Below are 17247 nucleotides of genomic sequence, written 5' to 3' on the forward strand. Positions count from 1 at the left end.
GGCGCTGTGCTTATCCGGCCTGTTTTCCCCGGGTCGCGGCCTCTTTTTTGAATCCCATCACAATCACCACATTCCCCTTTTCCCTTTTACCTCGCGACGGCTACAGTAGTAACTCATCCGACCACATAACAATAATTTTACATACTGGATACGCTTATGAGCTACCCATCGCTGTTCGCCCCGCTCGATCTGGGCTTTACTACTCTCAGAAACCGCGTGCTGATGGGATCGATGCACACGGGTCTGGAAGAACATCCTGATGGCGCCGAGCGCCTGGCGGCATTTTATGCCGAGCGCGCGCGACACGGCGTAGCGTTAATCGTCACCGGCGGTATTGCGCCCGTTCCCTCCGGGGTCGTGATGACCGGCGGCGCGATGCTGAACGATGCCAGCCAGTTAACGCCTCACCGCGTGGTGACCGATGCCGTACATGCGCAAGGCGGTAAAATCGCGCTGCAAATTCTGCACACCGGGCGTTACAGCTATCAGCCGCACCTGGTCGCGCCGTCGGCAATTCAGGCGCCAATCAACCGCTTTATGCCGCATGAACTGACGCATGATGAAATCTTGCAGTTAATCGACGACTTCGCGCATTGCGCGCAGCTGGCGCGGGAAGCAGGCTACGACGGCGTAGAGGTGATGGGATCAGAGGGCTATCTGATTAATGAATTTCTCACCCGGCGAACTAACCATCGCGATGACGAATGGGGCGGCGACTATGCCAATCGTATGCGCTTCGCGGTTGAGGTAGTACGCGCGGTACGCCAGCGGGTAGGGAACGACTTTATTATTATCTATCGCCTGTCGATGCTCGATCTGGTGGAAAATGGCGGCACGTTCGACGAAACGGTACAACTGGCGCAAGCCATTGAAGCCGCAGGCGCAAGCCTAATTAATACCGGCATTGGCTGGCATGAGGCGCGAATCCCGACCATCGCCACGCCAGTACCGCGTGGCGCCTTTAGCTGGGTGACGCGGAAACTCAAAGGTCATGTGTCGGTTCCGCTGATCGCGACCAATCGCATTAACGATCCGCAGGTCGCCGAGACGATCCTGACGCGCGGCGATGCCGATATGGTGTCGATGGCGCGTCCCTTCCTTGCCGATGCCGAATTCCTGACTAAAGCGCAATCCGGACGCGCAGATGAGATCAACACCTGTATCGGCTGTAATCAGGCCTGTCTGGATCGGATCTTCATCGGCAAAGTGACCTCCTGTCTGGTGAACCCACGCGCCTGTCACGAAACCCACATGCCGATAACGCCGGCCATACGCAAAAAGAATCTGGCCGTTGTCGGCGCAGGCCCGGCGGGGCTGGCTTTCGCGATTAACGCCGCGTCGCGCGGCCATCATGTCACGCTGTTTGACGCCCAGAGTGAAATTGGCGGTCAGTTTACTATCGCCAGGCAGATCCCGGGTAAAGAGGAGTTTTACGAAACGCTGCGCTACTACCGTCGAATGATCGATGTTACTGGCGTTACGCTGAAACTGAACCAACGGGTGAACGCAGAGGATCTTCAGCCCTTTGACGAAGCGATCCTCGCCTGCGGAATAGTACCGCGACGCCCGCCGATAGACGGTATCGATCATCCAAAGGCATTGACCTACCTGGAGGTATTGCGCGATAAGGCGCCGGTTGGTAAACGAGTGGCGATCATCGGCTGCGGCGGGATCGGTTTTGACACGGCCATGTATCTGAGCCAGCACGGCGAATCCACCAGCCAAAATATTGCTGAATTTTGTACGGAATGGGGAATTGATACCAGCCTGCAACAGGCAGGCGGTCTGCGCCCGGAAGGCCCACGCCTGGCACGTAGTCCACGGCAAATCGTCATGCTGCAACGCAAAGCCAGCAAGCCGGGCGAAGGATTAGGTAAAACCACCGGCTGGATCCATCGCGCGACGTTACTGGCGCGCGGCGTGAAGATGATCCCGGCGGTCAGTTACCAGAAGATCGACGACGACGGATTACATCTCTTGATCGGCGGCGAACCGCAGTTGCTGGAAGTGGATCATGTGGTGATCTGCGCCGGACAGGAACCTCGCCGCGAGCTGGCGGACCCGTTACGCGCCGCAGGTAAAACGGTACATCTTATCGGCGGATGCGATGTCGCGATGGAGCTGGATGCCCGACGGGCGATTGCCCAGGGCACCCGACTGGCGCTGGAGATTTAACGACTTTGCCTGATGGCGCTGCGCTTATCGGGCTTACGCCGTCATACCGGTTTTATAGGCCGGTATGACGCTTGAGCGCCTTATCGACGGCGTCCCTGCTTCACCGCTTTCAAAATAACAAATTTATTGTTGGTTGCTATCGTCGCGCAATTACCGAAAATCTTCTTCAGCTTGTGGAAATAGTCCAGATGGCGGTTCGCCACAATATACAGTTCGCCGTTGATTTTCAGGCAGCGGCGGGCGTGATGGAACATCTCCCAGGCGATATTGTCCGTCAGCGCATGTTTCTGGTGGAACGGCGGGTTGCAGAACACAGCGTTAAAACGGAACGGCTCCACGCCGGAGAGCGCGTTGTTGATCATAAATTCGCAGCGTTCGAATGCTTCCGGCAGGTTCGTTTCTACATTCAAACGGCTGGAATCTACCGCCATCGGCGATTCATCGACAAATACCACGTTCGCCTGCGGATTTTTCGCCAGTAAGCTCAGGCCAATCACCCCATTGCCGCAGCCGAGATCGACAATCTCCCCGTCGAGGTTTTCCGGCAAATGCTGCATAAAGAAGCGCGCGCCGATATCCAATCCGGTACGAGAAAACACATTCGCGTGGTTGTGAATCGTCCAGCCTGTATCTTCCAGTTTCCAGCTTAGCGTTTGCGGCGCGTCGGCCAGTTGCGGATGACTGAAGGTACAGTTAATCAGGCGCGCTTTCTTCCACGCCAGCGTCGTCGTGGTTGGGCCCAGCACTTTTTCAAACAGTTCCAGCGTAGAGGTATGAATATCTCGCGCTTTCGCGCCGGCGATAATACGCGTTTGCGCCGTAACGACCTTACGCAAAGCGCGTAACTGCTGTTCCAGCAACGCCAGCGTTTTCGGTACCTTAATCAATACCACGCCCGGCGCCTGCGGGTAGTCAGCGGTACTGTCGAGAAACGTTACGCTGGACTCCGCGATGCCGTTATGGCGTAAATTCTCTCGCGTACCCAGTTCGCTTAAATACGAATCGCCAATACTGTATGGCGAATGCTCCGCCAGCGCACAGCTTAGCGCGCCAAACGTATCATTCAGGATCAGCACCGGGCCGCGAATTTCCGTCTCATCCAACTGTTGCAGCAGATACTCATCGGCCGCCTCCCACGCCAGAAGCGGGTTAACATCATCCGTTTGCGGAAAACGTTTCAGCGTCAGTGAACGGAAACCGTCGTCTACGTGGCTCATTAGGCCTCCTGAATGGTAAAATTGCGGCGTTATCCCTGAAAAGGGTGCGTGAGTATACACTTTTTATCAGCAACATGGAGCTTTGATGACCTCACTAACTTACCTTCAGGGGTATCCGGAACATCTCCTTGCCCAGGTGCGCGCCTTAATCGCCGAGCAGCGCCTGGGAGCGGTGCTGGAAAAACGTTATCCCGGCGCGCATGATTACGCCACTGACAAAGCGCTATATCACTATACTCAGGAACTGAAAAGTCAGTTTCTACGCAATGCGCCGCCCATTAATAAAGTGATGTATGACAGCAAGATCCATGTGCTGAAAAATGCGCTGGGACTGCATACCGCTGTCTCGCGCGTTCAGGGCGGCAAGCTCAAGGCAAAGGCGGAGATCCGCGTCGCCACCGTGTTTCGCAACGCTCCGGAGCCATTCTTACGGATGATTGTGGTTCACGAGCTGGCGCACCTGAAAGAGAAAGATCATAACAAAGCGTTTTATCAGCTCTGCTGCCATATGGAACCGCAGTACCATCAACTGGAGTTTGATACGCGACTGTGGCTGACGCATCAGGCGCTGTCGGCACAATAAATTCTGAAAATGCCCCTTCCCCCGTATCTTTTTAACGGCGTGGGCATAAAATCGGCGCGTTCACATTTCGCTCATTGCCTGCCGCCACGTCAAGGATGACGATCTGTAGAGGGTATTTTTTATCCACCGCCAACGGAACCGCGCAACAACCATGCTCTCACAATGTGCCCGTTTTATCCGCCGCCTCTGTTTTACACGCCGGGCGTTAACAGTGGCGTGTTTTCTGCTTGTCGCAGCAGGCGTCGCGCTTTTCTATTCCAACTGGCTTATCGTCAACGCCTCACAGCATCTGACATGGAATGACATTCAGACCGTTCCCGCCCGCAACGTCGGGCTGGTGTTAGGCGCTAAACCCGGCAATCGGTATTTTACCCGGCGGATTAATACTGCCGCCGCGTTGTATCACGCCGGTAAAGTGAAGTGGCTGTTAGTCAGCGGCGATAATGGCAAAAAAGAGTACGATGAACCTTCGGCGATGCAGCAGGCGCTGATAGCGAAAGGTGTGCCGGAAGCGGCCATTTTTTGTGATTATGCCGGATTCTCCACGCTGGACTCCGTAGTTCGCGCCCGGAAAGTGTTTGGCGAAAGCCGCATTACGATTATCTCGCAAGCATTTCATAATCAACGGGCGATCTGGCTGGCGCAACAATATGGCATTGACGCTATCGGCGTTAACGCGCCGGATCTGAATAAAAGGCACGGAACCTACACACGACTTCGGGAAAAGCTGGCGCGGGTTAGCGCGGTGCTGGATGCCAAAATTTTGCACCGTCAGCCTAAATATCTGGGCGCTGGCGTCACTATTGGGGCTGATAGCGCACACGGGTGCCCTTCTCGCCAGTAAAATGCCAGAGTGCGTCGCAGCGCACTGGCAAGGGCGGAAAGGCGTGCTACATTGACGAAAAATCCCTTTCTGGAGTCCGCTGACGTTTATGATACGTTTCGCTGTAATTGGGACTAACTGGATCACGCGCCAGTTTGTCGACGCCGCCCATGAAACCGGCAAATTCAGGCTCGCCGCCGTTTACTCCCGTAGTCTTGAACAGGCGCAGTCTTTCGCAAATGATTATCCCGTCGAGCATCTGTTTACCTCGCTGGAAGCGATGACGCAAAGCGACGCGATTGAGGCGGTTTATATCGCCAGCCCGAATTCCCTGCATTTCTCCCAGACGCAGCGCTTTTTGCAGCATAAAAAGCATGTCATGTGCGAAAAGCCGCTGGCTTCTAACCTGGCGGAGGTTGATGCCGCTATCGCCTGCGCGCGCGATAATCAGCGGGTACTGTTTGAAGCCTTTAAAACCGCCTGCCTGCCCAATTTCCTGCTGCTGCGGGAATCGTTGCCGAAAATCGGCAGAATGCATAAAGCATTCCTAAATTACTGCCAGTACTCTTCACGTTATCAGCGCTATCTGAACGGTGAAAATCCGAATACGTTTAATCCGGCCTTCTCCAATGGTTCGATTATGGATATCGGGTATTACTGTCTGGCGTCGGCGATCGCGCTATGGGGCGAGCCGCGCAGTGTTCAGGCGTCGGCGAATTTATTGGAAAGCGGAGTAGATGCGCACGGCGTCGTGGTTATGGATTACGGCGATTTTAGCGTCACGCTACAGCATTCCAAAGTCAGCGACTCGGTACTGGCCAGTGAAATTCAGGGCGAGAGGGGATCGCTGGTCATTGAAAAGCTGTCGGAATGCCAGAAAGTGTGTTTTGCGCCGCGCGGCGCGCTGATGCAGGATCTGACACAGCCTCAGCATATTAATACCATGCTGTATGAAGCCGGGGCGTTTGCCCAGCTTATTGAAAACCACGCCGTGGAACATCCGGGGTTGTCGCTAAGTCGCGCCACGGCAAAATGGCTGACAGAAATACGCCGTCAAACTGGGGTCATCTTCCCGGCGGACGATCTGACTCATCCCCTTACTGCGTAAAATTATGTAAATCATATGTTACAGGCCATTGACTCTACGCGTGGCCTGTCATACTTTGTTACGCGCAAAGGGGAGTAACTTCATTGCCGGTCGATCGTCATTACGATGTGTGCAAAACCACATCCGGTCACCGGGCAGCCATAAAGGAATGCGTCAGCGTATTCCTTTATTGTTGTAAGTGAGACCTTGCCGAATGGCAAGGTCTATGCATAAAAGCAGCGGCTAATGCCATTCGGCGTTAGCCGTTTTTTTTTGCATAGGGAGAAATAATGAATACTGTCGGTACGCCATTATTATGGGGTGGATTCGCGGTTGTTGTGGTGATAATGCTATCCATCGACCTGTTGTTGCAGGGGCGCCGCGGCGCACATGCGATGTCGATGAAACAAGCGGCAGGATGGTCAATCCTGTGGGTAACGCTCTCGCTACTGTTTAACGCCGCTTTCTGGTGGTATCTGGCTGAAACGCAAGGGCGCGAAGTTGCTGACCCGCAGGCATTGGCGTTCCTTACCGGCTATCTGATTGAGAAGTCGCTGGCCGTAGATAACGTCTTTGTCTGGCTGATGCTGTTTAGCTATTTCTCCGTCCCTCCGGCTCTGCAACGCCGGGTGCTGGTGTATGGGGTTCTTGGCGCGATCGTGTTGCGTACTATCATGATTTTCGCCGGTACCTGGCTTATCACTCAGTTCGAATGGCTGCTGTATGTGTTCGGCGCCTTCCTGCTGTTTACCGGCGTAAAAATGGCGCTGGCGAAGGAAGACGAATCCGGCATTGGCGAAAAACCGATGGTGCGTTGGCTGCGCGGGCATCTGCGCATGACTGATACGATCGAGAACGAGCACTTTTTCGTACGTAAAAACGGCCTGCTGTATGCCACGCCGCTGCTGCTGGTGCTGATTATGGTTGAGTTCAGCGATGTGATCTTCGCCGTTGACAGTATTCCGGCGATCTTTGCGGTCACCACCGACCCGTTCATCGTACTGACCTCTAACCTGTTTGCCATCTTAGGACTGCGCGCGATGTACTTCCTGCTGTCCGGCGTGGCGGAACGCTTCTCGATGCTGAAATATGGTCTGGCGGTCATTCTGGTCTTTATCGGCATTAAGATGCTGATCGTCGACTTCTACCATATTCCTATCGCGATTTCGCTGGGCGTAGTGTTTGGTATTCTGACCATTACGCTGGTGATTAACGCCTGGGTTAACCATCAGCGCGATAAGAAACTACGAGCGCAATAATCTTTTATCGGGGTAAACCAGCCCCGTCAAAAACGCCCGGCAGCGCACACCTGTCGGGCGTTTTTGTTTAACATGTCACAATACTGTTAATACAAAGTTATAAAACATGATCACAGCAAAAAATCCAGGATATTTCGCTTCCCGAACCTTCAACTTTCCTTATACTCAACCAGGCAAACACTTTGTTACATCCTGAAAGATGCGCCGTAAGAGCGTACAGGGGATGACCAGCAACACAATACAAGGAATATGAAATGGCTACGCAACGAGCATCAGGGCTACTGCAGCGTTTAGCGCAAGGCAGTCTGGTTAAACAAATTTTAGTGGGTCTGGTACTGGGGATTTTACTGGCATGGATTTCTAAGCCTGCGGCAGAAGCGGTTGGCTTGCTTGGCACCCTGTTCGTCGGCGCCTTAAAAGCGGTCGCCCCCGTTCTGGTGCTGATGCTGGTAATGGCCTCGATCGCCAACCACCAGCACGGCCAAAAAACCAATATTCGCCCTATTCTCTTTCTTTACCTGCTAGGCACCTTTTCAGCCGCGCTGGCGGCCGTTGTGTTCAGCTTCGCCTTCCCTTCAACGCTGCATCTGTCCAGTAGCGCCCAGGATATCGTGCCGCCGTCCGGCATTGTAGAAGTCTTGCGCGGTCTGCTGATGAGCATGGTGTCGAACCCCATCGACGCGCTGCTGAACGCTAACTATATCGGGATTCTGGTATGGGCCGTCGGTCTGGGATTTGCCCTGCGTCATGGTAATGAAACCACCAAAAACCTCGTGAACGATATGTCTAACGCCGTGACCTTTATGGTGAAACTGGTGATCCGTTTCGCGCCAGTCGGTATTTTTGGTCTGGTTTCATCAACGCTTGCAACCACCGGCTTCTCCACCCTGTGGGGCTATGCGCACCTGCTGGTCGTCTTGATTGGCTGTATGCTGCTGGTCGCGCTGGTGGTCAACCCACTGTTGGTATTCTGGAAAATTCGTCGCAACCCTTATCCGCTGGTGTTCGCCTGCCTGCGTGAAAGCGGTGTTTATGCCTTCTTTACCCGCAGCTCTGCCGCCAATATTCCAGTAAATATGGCGCTGTGCGAAAAACTGAATCTGGACAGGGATACTTACTCCGTTTCCATTCCGCTGGGCGCCACTATCAATATGGCCGGCGCGGCAATTACCATTACGGTTCTGACGTTGGCGGCAGTCCATACGTTAGGCGTCCCGGTGGATCTGCCTACAGCGCTGCTGCTGAGCGTGGTGGCCTCGCTGTGTGCTTGCGGCGCCTCCGGCGTGGCAGGCGGTTCATTGCTGCTGATCCCGCTGGCGTGCAACATGTTTGGCATTCCGAACGATATCGCGATGCAGGTAGTGGCGGTCGGCTTTATTATCGGCGTATTGCAGGATTCGTGTGAAACGGCGCTGAACTCATCTACCGATGTTCTGTTCACTGCGGCAGCCTGCCAGGCAGAGGACGAACGTCTGGCGAATAACGCCTTGCGTAGCTAAGTGATTATCGATGCCGGATGGCGCGTGCCATCCGGCGTGACGATAGATCTGAATCTCCCAATCCATAGGCTGTGACCTAAAGCGAATTGATGTTCACGCGCGACATCCTCGCGTAACGTTATATGTAGATGGCGTCTGCCGCGGCGCTCGGTCAGCATACAGTATAAAGTGTCAGCCTGTGTAAATCCTCTCGCCACCCTCCTTTGCGATAAGCAAAATCAAAGCTCAACGACGCGTAATTTCTATAACGGACTTCGTTGACCTTTGTTACAATTAGATGCATTTTGAATTTTTGTGTGTTAGTGCTTGCTTACTTCACAACTTAACAAGGAATAGTTCAGGCCGCGAATTTGCCGTTTCCGCAACGCTGATAAAAACTCCAACTCTGTTGCGGCAGTGCAAACCTCAGATCACCGGCGTGACGTTAACCGATTCTCCAGGAATACTGAATGGAACTACTGACTCAATTGCTGAATGCCCTGTGGGCTCAGGACTTTGAAACACTGGCCAATCCTTCCATGATTGGCATGTTATATTTTGTGTTATTTATGATTTTGTTTCTGGAAAATGGGCTGCTCCCTGCCGCCTTTTTGCCTGGCGACAGCCTGTTGATCCTGGTCGGCGTGCTGATCGCCAAAGGCGCGATGGGTTATCCACAAACCATTTTGCTGCTTACCGTCGCGGCCAGCCTGGGTTGCTGGGTCAGCTATATTCAGGGCCGCTGGCTGGGGAATACCCGCACCGTGCAAAACTGGCTCTCTCATCTCCCCGCACATTATCATCAACGCGCCCATCACCTTTTCCATAAGCACGGCCTGTCGGCATTATTGATAGGCCGTTTTATCGCGTTTGTCAGAACGCTGCTGCCCACCATTGCCGGCATATCCGGCCTGAATAACGCGCGCTTTCAGTTCTTCAACTGGATGAGCGGCTTGTTGTGGGTGCTTATCCTGACGTCGCTGGGCTATCTGCTGGGCAAAACGCCCGTCTTTATGAAATATGAAGATCAGTTAATGTCATGCCTGATGCTGCTGCCCGTGGTGCTGCTCTTTTTTGGCCTGGCGGGTTCACTGGTCATGCTGTGGAAAAAGAAGTATGGGAGCCGGGGATAACTTATGCTTAAACCACGCATAACTGCCCGACAACTCATTTGGATCAGCGCTTTTCTACTGATGCTGACCATACTCATGATGACGTGGTCAACGCTGCGTCAGCAAGAGTCGACGCTGGCCATTCGCGCGGTTAACCAGGGCGCCAGTATGCCAGACGGCTTCTCAGTTCTGCATCATCTGGATGCGAACGGCATTCATTTTAAAAGCATTACGCCTAAAAATGACATGTTGCTCATTACCTTCGATTCCCCTGCGCAAAGCGCCGCAGCAAAAACAGTGCTTGATCAAACGTTACCACACGGTTATGTCGTCGCTCAGCAGGACGATGACAACGAAACGGTACAGTGGCTGTCCCGCTTACGGGAAAGCTCACACCGCTTTGGCTAATCTCCAGGAATCCGAATCATATCACTCACTTTGGTGATTTCATTGTTTAATGACTATGATTAATAAAGCGGTGTTTAACCCACCGCGTTATTATCGGGATCACCGCCCCGGACAACGGGTCCGAACATAAGGGAAAGTTCAGGAATGAAATACCGCATCGCTTTGGCTATCACGCTTTTTACACTTAGCGCCGGTAGCTACGCTAATTCGCTTTGTCAGGAAAAAGAGCAGGATATACAAAAGGAAATTAGCTACGCTGAAAAGCACAACAATCAGCGCCGTATTGAGGGTCTGAACAAGGCGCTCAGCGAAGTACGCGCCAATTGTACTGACAGCAAGCTGCGCGCCGAGCATCAGAAAAAGATCGCTGAGCAAAAAGAAGAGGTAGCCGAACGCCAACGTGATTTAGCCGAGGCAAAAGCAAAAGGCGATGCGGATAAAATAGACAAACGTGAACGTAAGCTGGCCGAGGCTCAGGATGAGCTAAAAAAACTTGAGGCCAGAGACTACTAAATTAACGCCGAATGTAAATACTCACTCACCTGGAGAAAACTATGTCGAAAGATAACACTACGGAACATCTGCGCGCTGAGTTGAAATCCCTGACCGATACGCTTGAAGAAGTGCTGAGCTCTTCGGGCGAAAAGTCGAAAGAAGAGTTGAGTAAGATTCGTAGCAAAGCCGAGCGCGCGCTGAAAGAGAGCCGTTACCGCCTGGGCGAAACGGGTGATGTGATTGCCAAACAGACTCGCGTCGCCGCCGCCCGTGCCGATGATTATGTGCGCGAAAATCCCTGGACAGGCGTAGGCATTGGCGCCGCTGTCGGTCTGGTGTTGGGCGTACTGCTGACGCGTCGTTAATTATGGCGGACTCTCGACAGGCACAAGGACCAGGCAAAAGCGTACTGGGTATCGGGCAGCGGATTATCACCATTATCGTTGAGATGGTGGAAACCCGGCTGCGACTGGCGGTAGTAGAACTGGAAGAAGAGAAAGCGAACCTCTTTCAGCTTTTGCTGATGGTAGGTCTTACCATGCTCTTCGCGGCGTTTGGCTTAATGAGCCTGATGGTTCTGGTCATCTGGGCTATCGATCCTCAGTACCGTTTGAACGCGATGATCGCTACCACTGTTGTGCTGTTAGTGCTTGCGCTAATCGGCGGCATCTGGACTTTGCGCAAAGCGCGTCAGTCCACGCTATTGCGCCATACGCGGCACGAACTGGCTAACGATCGGCAAATTCTGGAGGACGATCAGTCGTGAGCAGCAAAGGCGAACGCGAAAAACGTAAAGCGCTGCTTCTCAGTCAGATCCAGCAGCAACGGCTGGATCTGTCCGCCAGCCGTCGCGACTGGCTGGAGACCACCGGCGCGTACGATCGCGGCTGGAATACGGTGTTAAGCCTGCGCTCCTGGGCGCTGGTCGGTAGCAGCGTAATGGCCATCTGGACCATCCGTCATCCTAATATGTTGGTACGCTGGGCGAAACGCGGCCTGGGTATCTGGAGCGCCTGGCGCCTGGTAAAAACTACCCTCCGTCAACAACAGCTCCGCGGTTAATATCTTTTCTTTTATAGCATCGCGCCATCAGGTTATCGCCCGATTACACCTGGTGGCGCGATACTTTTATGCATATCGTCTCTTTATCAATTACTCAAATTTTTTGAAAAAAATTGGCAATTTTCCTTGCTAACAATTCCTGCACGCCACGTTTATGATTCTCTCCAGCAATAACAATGATGCGCCAAACCGCGTCATTTCTCATGAAAATAGCAGCAGCCGCCGAATCGGCCTCCTGGAGAATAAAATGAAAAAATTAGAAGATGTTGGTGTACTGATAGCGCGTATTTTAATGCCAGTTCTGTTTATTACCGCAGGATGGGGAAAAATTAGCGGCTATGCGGGCACACAGCAGTATATGGAAGCGATGGGCGTACCAGGATTCCTGCTGCCGCTCACCATACTGCTTGAGTTCGGCGGCGGTCTGGCGATTCTGCTGGGGTTCCTCACCCGCACCACTGCGCTTTTTACCGCTGGTTTTACGTTGCTGACGGCATTGATCTTCCATAGCAATTTTGCAGAAGGTGTAAACTCGCTGATGTTTATGAAAAACCTGACCATTGCCGGTGGTTTCTTATTACTGGCGTTAACCGGGCCTGGCGCGTTCAGCCTTGACCGTCTGCTGAATAAAAAGTGGTAAGCAATCTATACTCAATTAAAAAAGCGAGGGAATAGCGCCTCGCTTTTGTCATCTGAAGGAGAGAGACATGGGACAACTGATCGATGGCGTCTGGCACGACACCTGGTATGACACCAAATCTTCCGGGGGGAAATTTCAGCGTTCAGCGTCGGCTTTCCGCAACTGGCTTACCGCTGACGGCGCGCCCGGACCTTCCGGCGAAGGCGGATTCGCCGCAGAAAAAGATCGTTACCATCTGTACGTTTCCCTTGCCTGCCCCTGGGCGCATCGCACGCTCATTTTCCGTAAACTGAAAGGTCTGGAGCCGTTTATTCCGGTTTCCGTCGTGAATCCATTGATGCTGGAAAACGGCTGGACGTTTGATGATAATTTTCCGGCGGCCACCGGCGATACCCTCTATCAGCATGAATTTCTCTACCAGTTGTATCTGCACGCCGATCCACACTACAGCGGCCGCGTCACCGTACCGGTCTTATGGGATAAAAAAAATCATACTATCGTCAGCAATGAGTCCGCCGAAATCATTCGTATGTTTAACTCCGCCTTCGATGGGCTGGGCGCTAAAGCCGGGGATTACTATCCCCCCGCGCTGCAAAGCAAAATTGACGAGTTAAACGGCTGGATTTATGACAACGTTAATAACGGCGTTTATAAAGCAGGCTTCGCCACCAGCCAGCAAGCGTATGATGAAGCGGTAGAAAAGGTATTTACTGCGCTGGCGCGCCTGGAACAGATTCTCGGACAGCACCGCTATCTGACGGGCGACCAGTTGACCGAGGCGGATATCCGCTTATGGACGACCCTGGTACGCTTTGATCCGGTTTACGTGACTCATTTCAAATGCGACAAATACCGAATCAGCGACTACCTGAATCTGTACGGTTTCCTGCGCGATATCTATCAAATACCGGGCATTGCTGAAACCGTTAATCTTGACCATATTCGTCACCACTATTTCCGTAGCCATAAAACGATTAACCCCACAGGTATCATTTCTGTCGGACCGTGGCAGGATCTGCTCGAACCTCACGGGCGCGACGTGCGCTTTGGCTAATTTCAGGCGTCCTCCGGGATGCCTTATTAATAAATACCACAAATATTTACCAACATTTCATTCGCGGCTATTCTTAGTTTGATTACTTTAAAAACAAGTGATTGAACCATTATTGAGGCGAAAATGGATTGGTATTTAAAGGTTTTAAAAAATTATCTGGGATTTGGCGGCCGCGCGCGACGCAAAGAGTACTGGATGTTTATTCTGGTCAATATCATCTTTACCTTTGTGTTGGGCCTGCTGGACGCCATGCTTGGCTGGCAACGCGCCGGGGGTGAAGGCGTTCTGACCACCATTTACGGCGTTCTGATCTTTTTACCGTGGTGGGCCGTGCAGTTCCGTCGTCTGCATGACACTGACCGCTCCGCATGGTGGCTACTGTTGCTACTTATCCCCATTATCGGCTGGCTTATCATCATCGCGTTCAACTGCCAGAATGGTACGCCGGGCGACAACCGCTTCGGCCCCGATCCGAAACGTTTTTCCTGATGGCGGCGCGGCGCCGCTTTTAAAGCGCCGCGCGCTATTTATTTTCCGGCGAATAGCTTAGGTATTTCCCGCAGGCACCAGGCTTTTGCCTCCCCCATACTGTCGCGCCGCCAGGCCATAATAATATCGATTTCGCTGGTCGATTCCGGGCTGACCACGCGTAGCCGCCCTTCGGCAATATCCTGTTCCACCATCGAATATGGCATGGTCGCGACGCCAAGCCCGGCCAGCAGCGCCTGACGTTTATCTTCAATCGTGCTTACCGTCAGACGTGGCTGCTTATCCAGCAGTTGTACCGTTAATACCGGCCGCTCGCGCGCGGTATCCGCTACCGCTACGCCGCGGTATTTAACCCGCGTCACTTCCGAAAGCGGCTCCGGCTCCTGATGAATAGGGTGGTCAGGCGCGGCGACATACACATTCATTAACGTATACAACTTACGGGAGTTAATTTCCGACGACGATCGAAAATGCATATCCGGGGCGATAACGATATCCGCCCGTCCCTGCTCAAGCCGCTCCCATGCGCCAGCCAGTACTTCGGTAATCAATGAAAGCTGCGTATTGGCTTTAGCGGCCAGCCGGTCGATCAGCGGAAAAAAAGCAGGCGTCGGTACCAGAGCTTCAGTGACCAGCGTCAGATGCGTTTCCCAACCGCGGGCCAACGCTTCAGCATCCGTCGTTAACTTGTCTGCCGCTTCCAGCAATACCCGCCCGCGTTCCAGCAGCATACGTCCGACGTTGGTGAATTTTGTACGATGGCCGGAGCGATCGAACAGTACAACGTCCAACTCTTCTTCCAGCTTCTGCATGGTGTAACTCAGCGCGGAGGGCACCCGCCCCAACTCATCAGCCGCTGCGGCAAAACTGCCCCGGCGGTCAATGGCGTCCATCACACGCAATGCTTCAAGCGTCAGCGCTCTCTCTTTAGCCATAACGTTCTCATTCAGGAAATTTGAACATACCGGGCAGAATATCTGGCTAACAATGCAGCGTCCAGCCCCTTAACATAAAAGGAAGTAAAGAGAGGTTAATAACGATGATTACGACCCGAACCGCCAAACAATGTGGACAGGCAGACTACGGATGGCTACAGGCCCGCTATACCTTCTCCTTTGGACACTACTTCGACCCTACACTGCTGGGCTACGCGTCGTTGCGCGTACTGAACCAGGAAGTGCTGGCGCCGGGCGCCTCTTTTCAGCCTCGAACTTATCCAAAGGTGGATATTTTAAACCTGATTCTGGACGGCGAAGCGGAATACCGCGACAGCGACGGCAACCATGTACAGGCTAAAGCGGGCGAAGCGCTACTGCTCGCCGCGCAGCCAGGCATTAGCTACAGCGAACATAATCTCAGCAAAGTTAAGCCGTTAACCCGAATGCAACTGTGGCTTGACGCCTGTCCTGAACGGGAAAACGCGCTGGTACAAAAAATCCCACTCCTGGCGGCGCAACAACAGCTTCTTGCCTCGCCCGACGGTGAGCAAAACAGCTTACAACTGCGCCAACAGGTATGGGTACATCATATTACGCTGGAGAAAGGCGAATCGCTTAATTTCCAGCTTCACGGGCCGCGCGCCTATTTGCAGTCGATTCACGGTACGTTCCACGCGCTGACGCACAACGAAGAACGCGAGGCGTTAACCTGCGGAGATGGCGCATTTATTCGTGATGAACCTAACATTACGCTGGTTGCCGATACGCCGCTGCGCGCATTACTGGTAGATTTACCGGTGTAGTCAGCCAGAAAAGGAGTCACAAGATGAGCAAAAAATCGGCGAAGAAACGTCAGCCCGTGGTAAAACCTACCGTACAGGAGGCGATGAGCGCCACTGTGCCGCTGGGCTATGAAGAGATGCTAACCGAACTGGAAGCCATCGTGGCGGACGCCGAAGCCCGGCTGGCAGAAGAAGAGGCCGCAGCCTGAAATCATGCCGGATGGCGACGCAAGCGCCCGATCCGGCTGATAACGGGTAGACCCGATAAGCGCAGCGCCATCGGGCAACACGCTGCCCCGACGACATGCCGGGGCGTTATTATTAATGCGCTTTACTGGCCATAATCTCGATGATCTGCTTGTCTGTCTGCTGCATTGAGCGACACGCCAGCGAACACAAATTCGAAATAGATTGTTCGACATTGTGCGCCACAATCCCTTCGTTTCCGGTCACCGCCGTATCATCCAACGCCATCAGTACGGCTTTCCACGCCGCCGACGCGCTGGTAGAGACTTTCATCGCGCAGCTATTCGACGCGCCATCGCAAATCATCCCGCTGACATCGCCGATCATACTGCTGATAGCCATTGCGATAGTGTCATAACGACCATCTATCAGCCACGCCATACCCGCCGCCGCGCCCATCGCCGCCGTGGTTGCCGCGCACAGAGCCGACAAACGCGGAAGCTGATGGTGAATATAGATAGCGCTCAAATGCGATAACATTAGCGCGCGCGCCAGACGCTCGTCATCGGCGCCGACATGTTCAGCAACCACCATGACTGGCACCGTGGCGGTAATCCCCTGGTTGCCGGAGCCGGAGTTGCTCATCGCGGGCAACGTGGCGCCGCCCATTCTGGCGTCTGACGCCGCGCTGGTACGGATCAAAATCGCCGTGGAGAGATCTTTCGCCAGCAGACCGCGATCGCACTGTTTGGCCAGCGTCGAACCGATATGCAGCCCCCAGGAACCACGCAGGCCCTCCTGCGACAACGCGCCGTTTAGCCTGGCCGCATCGAGAATAAAGCGGATAGCGTCAAAGGGCACCGCATTCACAAACGCCAGGATCTCTTCCAGCGAGGTATGAGACAGCACTCCCAGTGGCGAGGTTTTTTCTTCTTCCTGCGCATTATCGGCCCGGGTAAATACCACGCCCTTGTCGGTTTCTATCCGCACAATATTTGTATGATCGCCGACGATCGTGACACATGCCCAGCTATCGCCGCTATACACTTTCGCCCGTGAAAACAGGATATCGTTACATGGCTCCTGCAACATCACTGCGACATGTCCGGCGGCCAGCATCGCTTTTGCATCGGCAACGGCTTTAGCGGAAGCGTCTTTTAACACCTCCAACCCGGCTTTCGCATCACCGCCCAATGCGCCCAGCGCCGCGGCGATCGGTAACCCTACCATTCCCGTTCCTGGAACGGTAACGCCCATACCATTTTTCATCAGATTGGGCGAAACCCATGCGTCAATGCGTTCAACAGTGCCGTCAAGTTCAGCCGCCGCCGCCGCTGCCGCCAGCGCCAGTGAAATTGGCTCAGTACACCCCAGCGCCGGTTTTACTTCTTCCTGTACGGCCAGGATAAAACTTTGCCACAATGGATTTATTTTAGATTCAAACATAACAACAACCTTA

At 53.6% G+C, this 17247-nt stretch carries 20 protein-coding genes; 17 read left to right on the forward strand and 3 right to left on the reverse strand.

What is annotated here, in order from left to right; translation table 11 throughout:
- The first annotated feature begins 156 nt into the window (after positions 1–156).
- Complete coding sequence (locus EOS97_RS06455; RefSeq protein ID WP_000121517.1) at positions 157–2175, forward strand: NADPH-dependent 2,4-dienoyl-CoA reductase; 2019 nt, start codon at positions 157–159, stop codon at positions 2173–2175.
- An 80-nt stretch (positions 2176–2255) separates the two neighbouring features.
- On the opposite strand, the gene rlmG is transcribed toward EOS97_RS06455, so the two are convergent.
- Complete coding sequence (gene rlmG / locus EOS97_RS06460; RefSeq protein ID WP_000019989.1) at positions 2256–3392, reverse strand: 23S rRNA (guanine(1835)-N(2))-methyltransferase RlmG; 1137 nt, start codon at positions 3390–3392, stop codon at positions 2256–2258.
- 85 nt (positions 3393–3477) lie between these two features.
- On the opposite strand from rlmG, the gene EOS97_RS06465 reads away from it, so the two are divergent.
- The 14 genes from EOS97_RS06465 to EOS97_RS06530 all read left to right on the forward strand — a co-directional run bounded on the left by EOS97_RS06465 (position 3478) and on the right by EOS97_RS06530 (position 13882).
- Positions 3478–3975, forward strand: a complete 498-nt coding sequence (locus EOS97_RS06465) for a M48 family metallopeptidase (protein WP_000202966.1) — start codon at positions 3478–3480, stop codon at positions 3973–3975.
- Positions 3976–4126: 151 nt separating this feature from the next.
- Positions 4127–4819: a vancomycin high temperature exclusion protein gene (locus tag EOS97_RS06470; protein WP_000951045.1), complete on the forward strand. Its 693-nt coding sequence runs from the start codon at positions 4127–4129 to the stop codon at positions 4817–4819.
- 88 nt (positions 4820–4907) lie between these two features.
- Positions 4908–5906 (forward strand): Gfo/Idh/MocA family protein, encoded by a 999-nt coding sequence (locus tag EOS97_RS06475; protein WP_127836129.1) that lies wholly within the window; start codon positions 4908–4910, stop codon positions 5904–5906.
- A 269-nt stretch (positions 5907–6175) separates the two neighbouring features.
- Positions 6176–7144: a TerC family protein gene (locus EOS97_RS06480; protein WP_001098833.1), complete on the forward strand. Its 969-nt coding sequence runs from the start codon at positions 6176–6178 to the stop codon at positions 7142–7144.
- A 254-nt stretch (positions 7145–7398) separates the two neighbouring features.
- A complete protein-coding gene (gene sstT, locus EOS97_RS06485; protein WP_000235363.1) occupies positions 7399–8643 on the forward strand; it encodes a serine/threonine transporter SstT in 1245 nt (414 codons plus the stop codon).
- 449 nt (positions 8644–9092) lie between these two features.
- Positions 9093–9755 (forward strand): DedA family general envelope maintenance protein YqjA, encoded by a 663-nt coding sequence (yqjA, locus tag EOS97_RS06490; RefSeq protein WP_000422143.1) that lies wholly within the window; start codon positions 9093–9095, stop codon positions 9753–9755.
- A gap of 3 nt (positions 9756–9758) precedes the next feature.
- Positions 9759–10142, forward strand: a complete 384-nt coding sequence (gene mzrA / locus EOS97_RS06495; RefSeq protein ID WP_000917516.1) for an EnvZ/OmpR regulon moderator MzrA — start codon at positions 9759–9761, stop codon at positions 10140–10142.
- A 144-nt stretch (positions 10143–10286) separates the two neighbouring features.
- Positions 10287–10655 (forward strand): DUF1090 domain-containing protein, encoded by a 369-nt coding sequence (locus tag EOS97_RS06500; RefSeq protein ID WP_000877297.1) that lies wholly within the window; start codon positions 10287–10289, stop codon positions 10653–10655.
- A gap of 41 nt (positions 10656–10696) precedes the next feature.
- Positions 10697–11002 carry a YqjD family protein gene (locus EOS97_RS06505; protein WP_000031219.1) on the forward strand — a complete coding sequence of 102 codons (306 nt, stop codon included), beginning with the start codon at positions 10697–10699 and terminating at the stop codon, positions 11000–11002.
- Between the two features lie 2 nt (positions 11003–11004).
- Positions 11005–11403 carry a phage holin family protein gene (locus EOS97_RS06510; RefSeq protein ID WP_000785623.1) on the forward strand — a complete coding sequence of 133 codons (399 nt, stop codon included), beginning with the start codon at positions 11005–11007 and terminating at the stop codon, positions 11401–11403.
- Positions 11400–11699 carry a YqjK-like family protein gene (locus EOS97_RS06515; protein WP_000095496.1) on the forward strand — a complete coding sequence of 100 codons (300 nt, stop codon included), beginning with the start codon at positions 11400–11402 and terminating at the stop codon, positions 11697–11699. Before EOS97_RS06510 ends, EOS97_RS06515 begins: the two co-directional genes overlap by 4 nt.
- Before the next feature lie 247 nt (positions 11700–11946).
- Complete coding sequence (locus EOS97_RS06520) at positions 11947–12339, forward strand: DoxX family protein (protein ID WP_001592732.1); 393 nt, start codon at positions 11947–11949, stop codon at positions 12337–12339.
- 67 nt (positions 12340–12406) lie between these two features.
- Positions 12407–13393, forward strand: a complete 987-nt coding sequence (locus tag EOS97_RS06525) for a glutathione S-transferase family protein (RefSeq protein WP_000531151.1) — start codon at positions 12407–12409, stop codon at positions 13391–13393.
- A gap of 123 nt (positions 13394–13516) precedes the next feature.
- Entirely contained in the window at positions 13517–13882 is a 366-nt protein-coding gene (locus tag EOS97_RS06530) for a DUF805 domain-containing protein (protein ID WP_000384139.1), read from the forward strand.
- 38 nt (positions 13883–13920) lie between these two features.
- Here EOS97_RS06530 and yhaJ read toward each other — a convergent pair whose 3' ends face one another.
- On the reverse strand, positions 13921–14817 hold the full coding sequence (yhaJ, locus tag EOS97_RS06535; RefSeq protein ID WP_001041026.1) for a DNA-binding transcriptional regulator YhaJ: 897 nt from the start codon (positions 14815–14817) through the stop codon (positions 13921–13923).
- Positions 14818–14921: 104 nt separating this feature from the next.
- Between yhaJ and EOS97_RS06540 the strand changes: the two genes are divergently transcribed.
- Both EOS97_RS06540 and EOS97_RS06545 read left to right on the forward strand, forming a co-directional pair.
- The gene (locus tag EOS97_RS06540; protein WP_000633548.1) at positions 14922–15623 is read left to right on the forward strand and encodes a pirin family protein; all 702 of its coding nucleotides are present in this window, start codon (positions 14922–14924) and stop codon (positions 15621–15623) included.
- Between the two features lie 23 nt (positions 15624–15646).
- Positions 15647–15811 (forward strand): hypothetical protein, encoded by a 165-nt coding sequence (locus tag EOS97_RS06545; RefSeq protein ID WP_000039328.1) that lies wholly within the window; start codon positions 15647–15649, stop codon positions 15809–15811.
- Positions 15812–15923: 112 nt separating this feature from the next.
- Here the strand turns inward: EOS97_RS06545 and EOS97_RS06555 are convergent, their stop codons facing one another.
- Positions 15924–17234 (reverse strand): serine dehydratase subunit alpha family protein, encoded by a 1311-nt coding sequence (locus EOS97_RS06555; RefSeq protein WP_000463073.1) that lies wholly within the window; start codon positions 17232–17234, stop codon positions 15924–15926.
- Positions 17235–17247 lie beyond the last annotated feature (13 nt).

Origin of the sequence: Salmonella sp. SSDFZ54 (assembly GCF_004010735.1) — a bacterium.
Lineage (GTDB): Bacteria > Pseudomonadota > Gammaproteobacteria > Enterobacterales > Enterobacteriaceae > Salmonella > Salmonella enterica.